The sequence below is a fragment of the Algivirga pacifica genome (genome assembly GCF_039543525.1).
In the GTDB taxonomy this organism is placed as follows: domain Bacteria; phylum Bacteroidota; class Bacteroidia; order Cytophagales; family Flammeovirgaceae; genus Algivirga; species Algivirga pacifica.
Genome location: NZ_BAABJX010000020.1, coordinates 259,115 through 273,286, shown reverse-complemented (window position 1 = coordinate 273,286; position 14,172 = coordinate 259,115). Strand labels below are relative to the sequence as shown.

The following is a 14,172-nucleotide window of genomic DNA, read 5'->3' as shown; positions in this document are numbered from 1 at the left end:
TTTTTAGATTGATGAAATACCTATTTTTTCTTTTTGGCTGCTTATTATTTTTGCAGACTTTTTTATCTGCACAGAGTAAATACAGAGATGGATATATCATTACCATGGCAAATGATACGATTTATGGAGAACTCCAATACCAGAGTGATATGATGAGTATCTCCTCCTGTATTTTCAAAAATGATACACTTCCTCAAACATCTTATTCTCCGGAGGAATTAAAAGCTTACCGTTTCACAGGAGGAAAGTACTATATCAGTAAATATGTCTATGGACTCGAAAATAGAAGGCAGTTTGTGGAATATTTGGTGGATGGAGAAAAGGATGCTTATTATTTCAGGGATAAAAATGGACACCATTATTTAGTGGGAGATACGGATTCTTTATTGGAACTACGCTACAAGGAGAAGACGGTCATCCAAAATGGTAAGGAGTTTCTGGTGAAGGAAAAGCAGTACCTTACCATGCTGGAGGATTACTTAGGCGATCAAGACATTCTATCCAAGCAAATTAAACGAAGTAATACGTTAAGTAGGAGTCGTTTGATTAAGATGACTAAAAAGTATCATGATTTGTATTGCCCCGAAGGTATCTGTGAAGTTTACGGTAAGCAGAAGTATCCTTTTAGAATGAAAGTAGCGCTTTCCAGGGGAGTAGGGGAGTTTGTGTTAGAAGCGGAAGAGGCAAGAGGAAAAGGAAGTGTTCAACAGCAAGGAGCACTACTATCTTTTTGGCTACCTAAAGCCAACGAAAACTTATATCTACAGGTAGGGGTTTTGCAAAACAACATTACTTTTTATAATGAGGAGGAAGGAGATGCATCTAGTAGATTCTACTTTATTCCATTGAGATTTCAATATGTGTTTTCTGGAAAATTTATTCAGCCACGTATTACGGTAGGTAGTGATATGTTGTTTATGCCGATTTTTCATGCAAGTGTCGGAGCCCAGTTGAACCTTCATAAGCGATGGGCACTAGGAGCGGATGTTTATGGTCAGACAGCACTGTTTAACTTGTCTCAGTATGGAAGTAATTTGACATTATCCTATCGATTTGGGAAGTAAGCTTTCCTTTTTACCTAAAAACTTATAAAAAATAAATAACTACCAAATGTCAGAACTTTTAAAAGCCTTTGATAGCTATAATGATTTTGGAAGAGACGCTTACTTTACCTTAATCTATAAAGAACTCCCGTCATCACTCGTATTTAAGACGCCGTTAATTTCTTCTAGAGAAAATTATCAGAAAGTGATGGATGTGTTAGACCTCTATAATATGGGGTTTGAGTTGGTTTTCAAAAATTGGTCGACGGAAGACTCCAGTAACTCCGATTTTATGCAGGACTATCCTTATGAGTTAATCTTTAAGGGGACATCTGGCAAATGCCTTATTTATATTAATCTTGAAAATGATACATTTTATATTGACTTTCTTTATCACTGTCAGGATGTAGCACTTGAAAAGTGGGTGCTGGATACGAACCATATGCTTAGAAAAAGTTTCGGGCTTAAGAGGGCGCCAACCTTTAAGGTGTTAACAAAGAGACATTCTGATTTTAATACTGAGGAAGTGAGGACAGAACAAGTTGCTTTGGACTTGAAGCAAAATTATAATGATGATTTTTTAGAAGTTCATGAAGAGGTTCAGGCAGCTTTTGAACAGCAGCAATCAGGCTTAATATTATTTTATGGAGAACCCGGCACAGGAAAGACTACCTATATTAAGCACCTGATTACCAATTTTAAAAATCTCAATTTTATTTTTGTTCAGAATGAGTTTGTAAACAACCTGTTAGATCCTGATTTCATCACTTTCTTGCTAAAGCAGCGAAATGCAGTTTTAGTCATTGAAGATGCAGAAAAAGTACTCAAGACCCGAGAACAAGTGAACGAGGACTCTGTGGTTTCTACCATACTGCAATTGACAGATGGGTTATTTAGTGATTACTTGAACATTAAGGTGATTTGTACATTCAATACAAGTTTGTCTTCTATTGATGGAGCATTGCTAAGAAAAGGTAGGATGATCGCTAAGTATGAGTTTAAGGAATTGACGAAGGAAAAAACGAATGAATTACTCTCGGAGTTAGGGTATACTTCTCAGGATACTGAACTGACCTTGTCAAATATCTATGGGGCTACACAAAAAGAATTTAAGAATAAGCCCAAGAGGGGAATCGGATTTTAGAAAATAGTGTTTCTATCTACGGCAACAGTTTCCTTAAATTCAGCACTACTTATTTTTAAAATAAGTATAATTACTTAATTTATTTCGTATATTGGCTGTATCCTTATGACGATGCAATAGTAATACTATGAATAAGAATACAGCTACTTATCAAACAACTTGCTCCTATTGTGGTGTGGGATGCGGAATTGAGATAGAGAAAGACCCCAAAGGAAAACTAAAACTTAAAGGAGAGGAAACTTACCCGGTGAATCGGGGAATGCTTTGCTCCAAAGGAAGAACACTTAACTACGTAGTCGAGGAGCAGCAAGATCGCTTGTTGTATCCCCAAATGCGTTGGAGCCGGAACCATGAGCTACAGCGAGTCGACTGGGATACGGCGATCAAAAGGGGAGCCGCCGTTTTTCGTTCCCTGATTGATCGCTTCGGGCCTGATTCGGTAGGGATGTATGTCTCCGGGCAATGCTTGACAGAGGAGTATTATATTGCTAATAAGCTGACCAAAGGATTCTGGGGGACAAATAATATTGATACCAACTCCCGGCTGTGTATGAGTTCAGCGGTAGCAGGCTATGCCAAAACGGTGGGAGAGGATACTGTGCCGATCGCCTATGAAGATATTGAGCTGGCAGATACTTTTTTTATTACGGGGGCTAACCCTGCCTGGTGCCATCCCATTTTGTTTAGGCGTATTGAGCAACATAAGGAAAACAACCCTGATGTAAAGTTGATTGTGGCCGATCCACGCAAAACACAGACGGCCGCTTTGGCCGATATCTACCTGCCTTTACGACCTGGTACGGATACCGCTTTACATCACGCCCTTGGACGTATTCTAATAGAGGAAGGCTACTTGGATGTGGATTTTATAGAGAAGCATGTACAAGGGTATGAGGCGTATCGGGATCAGGTGATGCAATATACGCTGGAGCAGTATGCGACCACTTGTGATCTAGATCCCATGCTGATTGTAAAGGCTGCCCGTATGATGGGAGAGTCCGAAGGCTTTTTGACGATGTGGACCATGGGGCTCAACCAAAGTGCGCAGGGAACCGATAAAAACCTTTCTTTATTGGCGCTTAACTTGATTACTGGGCAGATTGGTAAACCGGGAGCAGGACCATTTTCCCTAACAGGGCAACCTAATGCTATGGGAGGACGAGAGGTAGGGGGTATGGCCAGTCTGCTGGCGGCACACCGTGATTTGATGAACCCAGATCATCGTCAAGAAGTAGCTGATTTTTGGGGAGTACCGGAGATTTCCCCTAATCCAGGGTATACCGCTACACAGATGTTTGAAGCGTTGGATAGGGGGGATATGAAGGCGATCTGGATTGTCTGTACCAATCCTATGGTGAGCTTGCCGGATACGGCCTTAGTGGAAAGGGCACTGAAAAAAGCACGTTTTGTGATCGTACAGGATATTTCTGGACGTTCAGATACGGTTGCTTTTGCGGACTTAGTACTTCCTGCAGCAGGTTGGCTGGAGAAGGAAGGTACAATGACCAACTCAGAACGTCGAATCAGTTACTTACCTAAAGTGGTAGATGCTCCGGGAGAAGCATTGCCTGACTTGGAAATCTTACTTCGCTTTGCCAAGCAGATGGGCTATCATGGGTTTGATTACCAAAATGCCGAGGAGGTATTCCTGGAATATACCCGCTTAACCAAGGGAACCAATATTGATATTGAGGGATTGACCTATGCCATTCTTCAAGAAAAGCGCTCTGTGCAATGGCCTTTTAATAAAGTAACACAAGAGGGAACCACTCGCTTATTCACAGACCATCAATTTTATACAGCAGATGGAAAAGCTAAACTGCATGTAGGGGCAAATAAGGGACATTCCGATATGCTGACGGAGGATTATCCTTTGGTGTTGACCACAGGACGTATTCGGGATCAGTGGCATACCATGACCCGTACTGGAAAAGTCAATCGTCTGAGTAAGCATATTGATAAACCCTTTCTGGAAATACATCCAGAGGATGCAGCACGAAGAGGAATCAAGGAAGGGAGTATCGTGGTGATACGGAACGATCGTGGAGAGGTACAGGTGAATGCTACATTGTCGGATAAAATCCGAAAGGGAGTAGTGTTTCTGCCGATGCATTGGGGAAAGATTCTTTCCAGTGCCTTTGCCCGTACCAATAACTTGACGAGTAGGAATATCGATCCCGTATCCAAGGAACCAGACTTTAAGTACTCAGCGGTAGAGGTGACCTTATACCAAAAGCCAAAGCAGCGGATAGTGATTATAGGAGCCGGAGCAGCAGCGCACCGCTTCTTGATGACTTACCGAACCTTGAATCAAGAGGATGAGATTTTAGTATTCTCCAAGGAGGAAATACCTTTTTATGATCGAGTGTTGTTGCCTGAATATGTCAATGAGCAATTACTATTTGACGACCTATTGAAGTTCCGAAAGGGAGAGTTTGAGGCCCTGAATGCTTCTATCTATGTAGGGACTAGTATTACGAAAATAGATCGATCCTCCAAGCATATTGTTGATGATCGAGGACAGGAGTATAGCTATGATCACCTGATTATGGCCACCGGGAGTAGTGCATTTTTGCCACCAGATGCGCCAATTCACCTTCCTTGTGTATTTACCATGCGTAGCAAAGCCAATGCCGATGCGCTTAAGTCCTATATCAATCGACAAGGGCATGTGATGATCGTAGGGGGTGGTTTACTAGGATTGGAGTTGGCAGCGGCTTTAAGGGAGATGGACGTAGAGGTGACGATTGTGCAGTTATCTTCTCGCTTAATGGAGCGTCAATTGGATCCTATGGCCAGTAAGTTACTGAGAGAATACGTAGAAGAATTGGGGGTACAGGTGTATACCAACGATCAAGTACACAAGGTAACTTATCAGGAAGAGCATAAACAGGCTGAAGTGCAGCTGAAAAGTGGTAAGCAATTGATTTGTGATGCAGTCGTTTATGCTATAGGTACTCGTCCAAATGTTGCATTAGGCAAGGAAGCAGGGCTATCTACCGGTAGGGGAATGTTGGTCAATGCCTATCTGCAAACCTCAGATCCTCAGGTGTATGCGATTGGTGAGGTAGCCGAGTTTGAGCAAAAGCTGAATGGGACAACAGCCGCGGCAGAAGAAATGGCTGATGTTGTCGCGCGATATATTGCCGGAGATCAATTAAGCTTATACAAAGGGACCGTTTCTATGAATATCCTGAAGTTTTCTACCTTTGATTTATGTTCCTTGGGAATGGTAGAAGTTCCTGCAGAAGCGAAGGGGTATGAGGAAGTAGTACTCTTAGATCAAGCGCAGCGTTATTACAAGAAATGTATCGTCCATAAGGACCGTTTAGTCGGGGCAATATTGATGGGGGACAAGGCAGAGTTTCCTGAGTTTAAAGCGTTGATTAGTGAAGAGATAGAGCTCTCAGAGAAACGCTCGGAATTGCTTAGAGGAAAAGGAGAGCAACGAACGGTAATAGGAAGTTTGGTTTGTTCTTGTGGAAATGTAGGTTCCGGTAATATCGAAGCTGCCATACAGGAAGGATGTACAGACTATAAACAGCTTTGCGAGAAGACAGGAGCCGGATTGGGATGTGGTAGCTGTAAGCCTGAGGTGAAGGATATATTGGATGCTGCCCAAAAAGTCCATCAATAAGTATAATAATAGTACTAAGAAGTTAACCATCACAACATATGTTGAATCGTTGAATTTCACCTTTGGTGAGTTGAATTGAGCTTCGCTCGTTGAATCGAGTTGATTTGTTGATTGAACTCAGTAAACAGTTCAACTCGAATCAACGAATCAACTCACCGAAGGTGGAATTTGAGACGCCGTGTAACGGATTCAACAAAGTAAGAAGACCATGATTGTACAGAAAAAAGATTTAGTCCGAGTCTTCGTCAAGGGAGGAATTATCTCTCCCGGAGACCTCTTAAAAGTCATTACGACAGCCAAAGACTTGGGAACTGATTATATTCACTTTGGATCAAGACAAGATATTTTATTTCCGATCTCCAATAAGAATAGAGGAATGTTGGATGAAACATTTCGATCCATTCAAACCGAATATGAATGTGAGGAAGAAGGCTCTCAAAATATCGTAAGCTCTTATACTGCTTTGGATGTGATGGCCTCTACCCACTGGATGGCACCCCATATCTATCATTATATTCTGGATACCTTTGATTACCAACCTCGGTTGAAAATCAATTTGGTAGATCCCAAGCAGACGATGGTACCTCTATTTACAGGACAGGTCAACTTCATAGCCTCAGAGACGGAGAATTACTGGTATTGTTATGTGCGTACACTAAAAGAACAGGAGGTATTATCAAGAAGTCCATTTTTGATCTATAGTGATGACCTTTGCAAGGTGGCTCGTTACCTGGAGGAAAAAGATTTGCTCCAACAGAATACCGATTGGTCCAATGCATGGAAAAAGCTGCAAGAGCAATTGACGATTAATACGTTTCCGGTACAGAAAGCCTTACGTCTACCGCTAACGCCTTTCCCTTATTATGAGGGGATGAACCGACTGCCCGATGGAAAGTATTGGCTAGGCTTGTATTGGAGAAATAACGCTTATGATATTGATTTCTTAAAAGTATTGTGCCTACTGTGTCAGGATACCAAAATAGGAAAGATCACCATGACTCCATGGAAATCATTTCTGGTGAAGGGAATCGATAGCACGCAAAGAATTATCTGGGAGAAGCTTTTAGGAAAATATGGCTTGAATGTAAGACACTCTTCCCTGGAACTGAACTGGCATATGCCTGTACTGGATCAAGAAGCGTTGGAGCTGAAGAACTATCTGGTTAGGGCGTTGGATCAGCAAGATATCAGTACCTATGGATTGACGTTTACGGTGAAGACACAGCCTATGATCTTGTTTACGACAGTGGTGATTGAGCGAGCATTGAATCATGAGCAATGGCAGCAGGATACATACAATATACTGTATGCCAAAAGGTTTGATCCCAATACCGCTGAGTATCTTTATTATGCCAAAGGGGTGAGAAAAGAAGTATTACCAGCCTTGATGGTAGAGGTGAGTTATATGTACTATGAGCAATTGGAAACACCTTCCTTAATGTCAGGAGAAATAGAACTCCTGGATGATAAAGGACACTCCAATTACCAATGTCCGAGTTGCCTGACGATTTATGACGAGATGTTAGGAGATCTGAGTCAAGGAGTTTCCGCTAATACCCCTTTTGCACTTTTGCCAGAAACCTATGAGTGTGCCGTTTGCGGAACCCAAAAGGAGGCATTTGTAAAAATGTCTTTGGTCTAAGAACCGTTAAGCCATTAAATCTCAAGGATTCAATTACATATATTCTGCTCCAATAATATAATGCTCCACAGGGTAGGCAATTTTTCCATGACAGAAGTGGGAGTTGCCTACTAATGCTTTTTCTCTTGGTCCAAGTTCAAAAAGACTGATCGCATCGGTATGCCAGGGACCGATTTCAAATGGGCTACGTACGAGTACTCTTACAGGGGTATTACTCCGGTTGCTCAAGTACACGCATTGACCACAAGGAAGGTCACTGCAATTTCCCCCTTCTTTGTCGATCGTCAAAGAAATACTAGCCTTGGCCTCAGTACTGGTAGCCTCTCCTCTATAATTGACCAGGCTGCCTTCCCCCGTTAAAACTCTTTGAATAATTTCCTGGTAAGTAATGTCTGTAATAGGCTTGTCAATTTGAGAGTGATGCGTAGTCGTGCTTTCAGAGTTGTTGCACCCTGTAAATAACAATAAAAGTAGTAGCAGAATGGAGTGTATTCGAGTTGTCATAGGTCTTCCGTAAGTAGTCTGAAAAGATAATTCATTAAAATTATCATTTTTTATAGACATCCTCCAAAAGTTAAGAAATACTTCAAGAGGAAATTTTCCTTTCTTAAGAAAAATAATAAATTAATGAAGGAATATGTTAAGGGCAGTGAACAGTGAACAGTGAACAGTGAACAGTGAACAGTGAACAGTGAACAGTGAACAGTGAACAGTGAACAGTGAAATCATCTGCTAGTAACTCTAATACCCACAACCTATTACCTTATACCTATTACCTATTACCTTATATCTTTTACTTTCTACCCTGATGGCTTATATTTATGATGCAGTCCGTACCCCCAGGGGTAAAGGCAAAAAAGATGGTGCTTTGTTTACCCTAAAGGCCTCCCACTTACTATCCCAAACTTTTAAGGCTCTGGAGCGAAATAGTCCTTTGGTTCCTCAATATGTGGAGGATGCAGTAGTGGGTTGTGTTACTCAGGTACGTGAGCAATCGGGTGATATTGCAAAAGTGGGGCTGATGCAGGCAGGATATCCTGATTCGGTAGCAGGTGCAACGGTAGCTCGCTTTTGTGGTTCTGGCTTGGAGGCTGTCAATATAGCTGCGGCTTATATTATGGCAGGGCAAATGGACTTGATGATTGCAGGAGGGGTAGAGTCTATGTCCAGAGTTCCTTTAGGAACAGATGGGTCATCTTTATTATATGATCCTGAAATGATTATGGGACACCATATTATCCCACAGGGAATATCAGCGGACCTTATTGCTACAAAGTATGGATATAGTCGTTCGGAACTGGATCAATATGCCTTTAACTCACAGCAAAGGGCGACTTTGGCGTGGGAACAAAATCGTTTTCAACCTTCTGTGTTACCCGTGGAGGATATCAACGGAGAGGTTTTACTGGAAAAGGATGAAATAGTACGTCCTTCTACTACGTTGGAGGGCTTGGCAGCACTGAAGCCTTCTTTTGAGAAAATGGGGAGTTTGGCGGGATTTGATGCTATGGCCATTCAGCGTTACCCTGAACTAGAGAAAGTGACTCATGTGCATCATGCAGGAAACTCTTCCGGGATTGTAGATGGTGCCGCTGTCCTATTATTAGGAAATCGATCGATTGGAGAAGTATTAGGAATGCAACCTAGAGCAAGAATACGCTCTACTGCAATCGTCGGAACGGAGCCTACTATCATGTTGACAGGGCCTGTCCCGGCAACCCAAAAAGCTTTGAAAAAGGCAGGGATGGAAATAGGCGATATAGACCTATTTGAAGTGAATGAAGCCTTTGCTGTTGTACCTTATTACTTTATGGACCAGCTCAATGTAACTCCCGAAAAAGTTAATGTGAATGGAGGAGCTATTGCGATGGGACACCCTCTTGGAGCGACAGGAGCACTCTTGGTCGGAACCTTATTGGATGAACTGGAACGTCGGCAGTTGTCTACCGGCCTGGTAACACTTTGCATTGGTGGAGGTATGGGGATCGCGACAGTGATAGAACGATGTTAAGGTTTATCGGTTATTGCTTATCGTTTAGGGTTAAAATAACTTTCTTAACCGATAACCGATAACCGATAACCGATAACCGATAACCGATAACCGATAACCGATAACCGATAAGTTATGTAAACCTACTATACTCAAACATAAACTATGATCACATCTCAACTAGATTCTCAAGGAATATTAACCCTAACACTTAACGATGTTAAAGCTCCTGTCAATACCTTAGGGGAGCAAATGCTGGTGCACTTTAAGACTGCCTTGACACAAGTCACAGAGGAGACTTGTAAAGGAGTTATCATTACTTCTTCCAAAAAAGATTTCCTAGTAGGGGCAGATATTAAAGCTGCTTTAGCAAATCGTTCTCTTTTTTTAGAATTGGTCAAGGAGTTTAAGCAATTATACCGACAATTGGAGACTTGTGGTAAACCAGTGGTGGCTGCAATCAATGGAACCGTTCTGGGAGGAGGCTATGAGCTTTGCCTTGCTTGTCATCATAGAATTGCTTTAAAAAATAAAAATATAAAGATCGGTCTACCAGAAGTAGGGTTAGGGTTGTTGCCAGGGGCTGGAGGAACCTTGCGGTTACCCAGATTAATTGGTATTGAAAAGGCAATGACTCCTCTTTTGACAGGAACGAATTACAGTCCTCAAGAAGCACTGGAGTTAGGCTTAGTAGATGAACTGGTCGAGGATCTCGATACATTGTTAGCAAAGGCAAAATCTTGGATAGCGGAACATGAGGGAGTTGAACAGCCTTGGGATCAAAAAGGGTATACCCTTCCGGGAGGGACTGTTGATCGCCCAGAAATAGGAATGACCTTGCTCGGAACCTCAGGAAATATACTGAAAAAGACTTATGGGAATTATATTTCCCCCAAGGCGATCTTGAATGCTGTCTATGAGGGAGTGCAGTTACCTTTTGATCAGGCATCTCTTGTAGAAGACCGATACTTTAAGCAATGTGTTTTGTCAGATGCCGCTAGAAATATGATGCGTACATTCTTTGTGAGTCGTCAGAAGATTAAAGCAAGGAGGGAGGGCGTTGACCACTCTATCCAATGTATTGGTATTATTGGAGCGGGATTAATGGGGAGTGGTATTGCTTATGCTGCGGCAAGTAAAGGTATTCGTGTATTGCTCAAGGATATATCCTTGGAAAAAGCCCATCAAGGGAAAAGTTATACGGAAAGAATATTGAAAAAGAGGATAGTAAAGGGAGAAAGTACTGCTAGTGAGGTGGAAGGTATACTAGAGAATATTCAGACGGTTAGTACTTATGAAGATTTTAAAGCCTGTGATTTAGTGATTGAAGCAGTAGTGGAAGAGCGATCAGTGAAGGGACAGGTGATACAGGAAGTGCAGCAATACCTTAGGAAAGATGCACTTCTAGCTTCCAATACGTCAACATTGCCTATCGCAGGCCTATCAACAAATTCTCTTCAACCCAAAAATTTCATTGGGTTACATTTTTTCTCTCCCGTGGAAAAAATGACTTTGGTGGAGATCATCAAGGCAAAGGAAACGTCATTGGAGTGCGTTCATCGATGTATAGACTTTGTGAAATCATTGGGGAAATTACCGATTGTTGTCAGAGACAATAGAGGCTTCTATACGAGTAGAGTATTCTCTACCTACATAACAGAGGGGTTATATTGTATTCTGGAGGGAGTACGTCCTGCTTTGTTGGAGAATGCTGGAGAAATCTCAGGAATGCCTATGGGGCCACTTGAAATAGCTGATGCAGTAGGCCTGGACTTGGTATGCCATATTCATCAGCAAGTACATCAGGATACAGGAGAAGAGTATAGTGAAGTCTATGATGTTGTCCGTTTGTTGGTAGAGGATCTTGATCGTACAGGTAAAAAAGCAGGAAAGGGATTTTATGAATATCCTGAGGAAGGAGAAAAGTATTTATGGAAAGAGATGGAAACCTATTTTCCAGCAATCATTCAACAACCGTCAGTGGAAGCGCTTAAAGAGCGTCTATTGATTATCCAGGCTTTGGAAACGGTAAGGTGTTTAGAAGAAGGTATCATTAAAAATATAGAAGATGCGGATGTTGGGTCAGTGTTAGGTTGGGGATTCCCAGCGTATACAGGGGGTGTTATTTCCTATATTGATACCATGGGGGTTGCTACTTTTGTCCGAAAATGTCAGGAGTTGCAAGAGGTATATGGAGAGCGATTTAAGCCTACCATAGGCCTGAAAGAAATGGCCGTTCATCAGGTTACGTTTTATCCACAACTGGCAGAGGAAGAAGTCTCTTTTAATGAAGAATGAAGAATGAAGAATGAAGAATGAAGAATGAAGAATGAAGAATGAAGAATTATTAATTAAAAATTGAAAATTAATAATTAAAAAAATGCTACTACCTAATAAACCATTATCCGATGAGCATCGCTTCTTTCTTGAATCGATCAGGGAATTTTATCAAACAGAGATTGTACCCCACCATGAAGAGTGGGAGCAGCAGGGAATGATCTCCAGGGAGGCTTGGACGAAGGCGGGGGAACTAGGCTTTCTATGCCTGACCGTGCCTGAGGAATACGGAGGGGCAGGCGTTGATTTTTCCTTTAGCCAGATCATGATTGAGGAGCAGCACCGACAAGGGTGTTCTGGGCCGGGCTTTTACTTGCATTCTGATATTGTTGCTCCTTACTTGGTGCATCAAGGGTCGGATTATTTGAAATATCATTTCTTGCCCAAAATGGCTACAGGAGAATGTATTACTGCTATAGGGATGACAGAGCCTGGGGCTGGAAGTGACCTGCAGGCGATTCGTACCACGGCCATTCGGGATGGAGATGAATATATCATCAATGGATCTAAAACCTTTATTACTAATGGGTATATGTGTGATGCAGTTCTATTGGCTGTCAAAACAGATCCCAACAACGAGAATCGTTCGGCAGGAACCAGTTTGATTATGGTAGAAGCCGATAGGGAAGGATTTACCAAGAATTACCCATTCAAGAAAATAGGCATGAAAGCACAGGATACCTGTGAGATGTTTTTTGATGATGTAAGGGTGCCCGTCAAAAATCTGCTAGGGGAAGAAGGTAAAGGATTTCTCTATATGATGCAGGAGCTGCCCAGGGAGCGTTTATTAGTGGCCATCAATGCAATTGCTGTAGCCGAAGAGGCGCTAAAAAGGACGATACAATATGTACAGGAACGACAAGCTTTCGGGAAGCAAGTTGCGCAATTTCAAAATACCCGCTTCAAGATTGCAGAGATGACGGCCGAGGTACAGATGGGAAGGTTATTGGTAGATCGTTGCTGTGAGTTATTGTCTAACGATCAACTGGATGCAGAGACAGCCGCTATGGCCAAGTTTGCTACAACTGATATACAGTGTAAGGTAGTCGATGAATGTCTGCAGCTACACGGAGGATATGGGTATATGTGGGAGTTCTGGATCGCAAAGGCCTATGCCGATAGTCGGGTGCAAAAGATCTATGCCGGAACCAATGAGATCATGAAAGAGATTGTAGCCAAAAAGGTGATTAAAGAAAATCAGGTGGTCTATTAAACATATGTATCCCCTTGTCTTATAGCAAGGGGATATGGGTCATCTAATTCATCATTTCAAATTTGAACGGAACGATATAAGTATGCTCAAAAGGTTGTCCCTTGAATAAGGGAAGGTCTATTTTTGATTTTTTTATACCTTTTTGAAAAGCTTTTAGAGCTGCTTGGTCAAAGGACTCTAGTTGTGATCTATAGATTTTCAGGTTTGAAACTTTGCCATTCTCATGGAGGGTGAATTTTAACCAAGCTTTTCCTCCTATTCCGGCCACTCTAGCATCCGTAGGATATTGTACTTTACGATAAATAGGCTTATAAAATTTAAGAGCAGTTTCTTGGTCTTGAGTCAAGGGAGAAGACAAGATTTTTTTGTATTCAAACGTATTGCCTAAAGAGTCTGTGCTATACCCTTCTTTCAAGACGCCTTTTTCGTAAACTTCTCGATACATTGATTGCTGATTCTTGAAGGTGCCTTTCCATTCCCCTTCACGAAGCCGATTAACAATTTTACCAGAGTCTAGTAAAATACCATTTTCATATTGAATGAAAACTCCTTGCCCATTTTTAACCAACGTGTTGCCGAGGCTATCCTGGAAATTTTCAACTGGAGTATAGCCTAATTCTCTTTTTCTTTCGACATCATGAATGTACTGAGCCTTTACCATTCCATTGGCGTACCATTCGGTGTGTAAGCCAACTTTCTCATCCTCAACGTAATGACCACTTTTTTCTTTTTTACCATTTGGATAAAAGCTTGTAAAGGGACCGTTTTTTTCTTGCTTTTTGAAAATTAGAGCTCGCATCATGGGATTATCGCCATGTAATAGAAAAAATTCAGCTTTTTCATTTTGTAGTGACTTAAGCTGTACCTGTCCAATTTGATAGAGCGTCCCGTCCTTTCTATAATCTTTTATGTTAAAAGTGGAGTCGTTTATAGAGGCTTTTTCTAGAAAACGTACGTAAACCACTTCAGACTCTGTAAAAGTAGGGATAAAGTCTTCGTTAAGGGTAAGTCGATAAGGCTGGTTTTGCCCAAAAGATGAAAAGGAAAGAGTAATAAAAAGAAGAATAAAAAAAGAACGCATCTTCAAAAAGTTTTTATGATCAGTTAAATTAAGTAAGCTCTAAATGTAATTAGAGCGGGAAATTATTGTATTAATTAACGGCAAT

General features: G+C 41.6%; 9 protein-coding genes. 7 read left to right on the top strand and 2 right to left on the bottom strand.

All coding sequences use genetic code 11. The features are described 5' to 3' along the window. The first annotated feature begins 11 nt into the window (after positions 1 to 11). The 4 genes from ABD985_RS06300 (at position 12) to ABD985_RS06285 (ending at position 7,466) form a co-directional block, all read left to right on the top strand. Positions 12 to 1,064 (top strand): hypothetical protein, encoded by a 1,053-nt coding sequence (locus ABD985_RS06300; RefSeq protein ID WP_345370151.1) that lies wholly within the window; start codon positions 12 to 14, stop codon positions 1,062 to 1,064. Between the two features lie 46 nt (positions 1,065 to 1,110). Next, positions 1,111 to 2,187, top strand: coding sequence for an AAA family ATPase (locus tag ABD985_RS06295; protein ID WP_345370149.1), 1,077 nt, complete (start codon positions 1,111 to 1,113; stop codon positions 2,185 to 2,187). 127 nt (positions 2,188 to 2,314) lie between these two features. Continuing rightward, positions 2,315 to 5,824, top strand: coding sequence for a molybdopterin-dependent oxidoreductase (locus tag ABD985_RS06290; RefSeq protein WP_345370147.1), 3,510 nt, complete (start codon positions 2,315 to 2,317; stop codon positions 5,822 to 5,824). A 208-nt stretch (positions 5,825 to 6,032) separates the two neighbouring features. Then, entirely contained in the window at positions 6,033 to 7,466 is a 1,434-nt protein-coding gene (locus ABD985_RS06285) for a rubredoxin (protein ID WP_345370145.1), read from the top strand. 33 nt (positions 7,467 to 7,499) lie between these two features. Here ABD985_RS06285 and ABD985_RS06280 read toward each other — a convergent pair whose 3' ends face one another. Continuing rightward, positions 7,500 to 7,970, bottom strand: a complete 471-nt coding sequence (locus ABD985_RS06280; protein ID WP_345370143.1) for a hypothetical protein — start codon at positions 7,968 to 7,970, stop codon at positions 7,500 to 7,502. A 304-nt stretch (positions 7,971 to 8,274) separates the two neighbouring features. Here ABD985_RS06280 and ABD985_RS06275 point away from each other — a divergent pair, with 304 nt between their 5' ends. From ABD985_RS06275 to ABD985_RS06265, 3 genes are all read left to right on the top strand, one after another. Further along, the gene (locus tag ABD985_RS06275; RefSeq protein ID WP_345370141.1) at positions 8,275 to 9,477 is read left to right on the top strand and encodes an acetyl-CoA C-acetyltransferase; all 1,203 of its coding nucleotides are present in this window, start codon (positions 8,275 to 8,277) and stop codon (positions 9,475 to 9,477) included. Between the two features lie 144 nt (positions 9,478 to 9,621). After that, positions 9,622 to 11,754 (top strand): 3-hydroxyacyl-CoA dehydrogenase NAD-binding domain-containing protein, encoded by a 2,133-nt coding sequence (locus ABD985_RS06270; protein WP_345370138.1) that lies wholly within the window; start codon positions 9,622 to 9,624, stop codon positions 11,752 to 11,754. Positions 11,755 to 11,836: 82 nt separating this feature from the next. After that, positions 11,837 to 13,006 (top strand): acyl-CoA dehydrogenase family protein, encoded by a 1,170-nt coding sequence (locus ABD985_RS06265; protein WP_345370136.1) that lies wholly within the window; start codon positions 11,837 to 11,839, stop codon positions 13,004 to 13,006. A gap of 43 nt (positions 13,007 to 13,049) precedes the next feature. Here ABD985_RS06265 and ABD985_RS06260 read toward each other — a convergent pair whose 3' ends face one another. Beyond that, a complete protein-coding gene (locus tag ABD985_RS06260; RefSeq protein WP_345370134.1) occupies positions 13,050 to 14,087 on the bottom strand; it encodes a TonB family protein in 1,038 nt (345 codons plus the stop codon). Positions 14,088 to 14,172: the final 85 nt, after the last annotated feature.

What these genes read in the sequence shown, in the direction of transcription:
- ABD985_RS06300 (WP_345370151.1), top strand. Translation starts at nt 12, where the DNA reads ATGAAATACCTATTTTTTCTTTTTGGCTGCTTATTATTTTTGCAGACT.
- ABD985_RS06295 (WP_345370149.1), top strand. Translation starts at nt 1,111, where the DNA reads ATGTCAGAACTTTTAAAAGCCTTTGATAGCTATAATGATTTTGGAAGA.
- ABD985_RS06290 (WP_345370147.1), top strand. Translation starts at nt 2,315, where the DNA reads ATGAATAAGAATACAGCTACTTATCAAACAACTTGCTCCTATTGTGGT.
- ABD985_RS06285 (WP_345370145.1), top strand. Translation starts at nt 6,033, where the DNA reads ATGATTGTACAGAAAAAAGATTTAGTCCGAGTCTTCGTCAAGGGAGGA.
- ABD985_RS06280 (WP_345370143.1), bottom strand. Translation starts at nt 7,970, where the DNA reads ATGACAACTCGAATACACTCCATTCTGCTACTACTTTTATTGTTATTT.
- ABD985_RS06275 (WP_345370141.1), top strand. Translation starts at nt 8,275, where the DNA reads ATGGCTTATATTTATGATGCAGTCCGTACCCCCAGGGGTAAAGGCAAA.
- ABD985_RS06270 (WP_345370138.1), top strand. Translation starts at nt 9,622, where the DNA reads ATGATCACATCTCAACTAGATTCTCAAGGAATATTAACCCTAACACTT.
- ABD985_RS06265 (WP_345370136.1), top strand. Translation starts at nt 11,837, where the DNA reads ATGCTACTACCTAATAAACCATTATCCGATGAGCATCGCTTCTTTCTT.
- ABD985_RS06260 (WP_345370134.1), bottom strand. Translation starts at nt 14,087, where the DNA reads ATGCGTTCTTTTTTTATTCTTCTTTTTATTACTCTTTCCTTTTCATCT.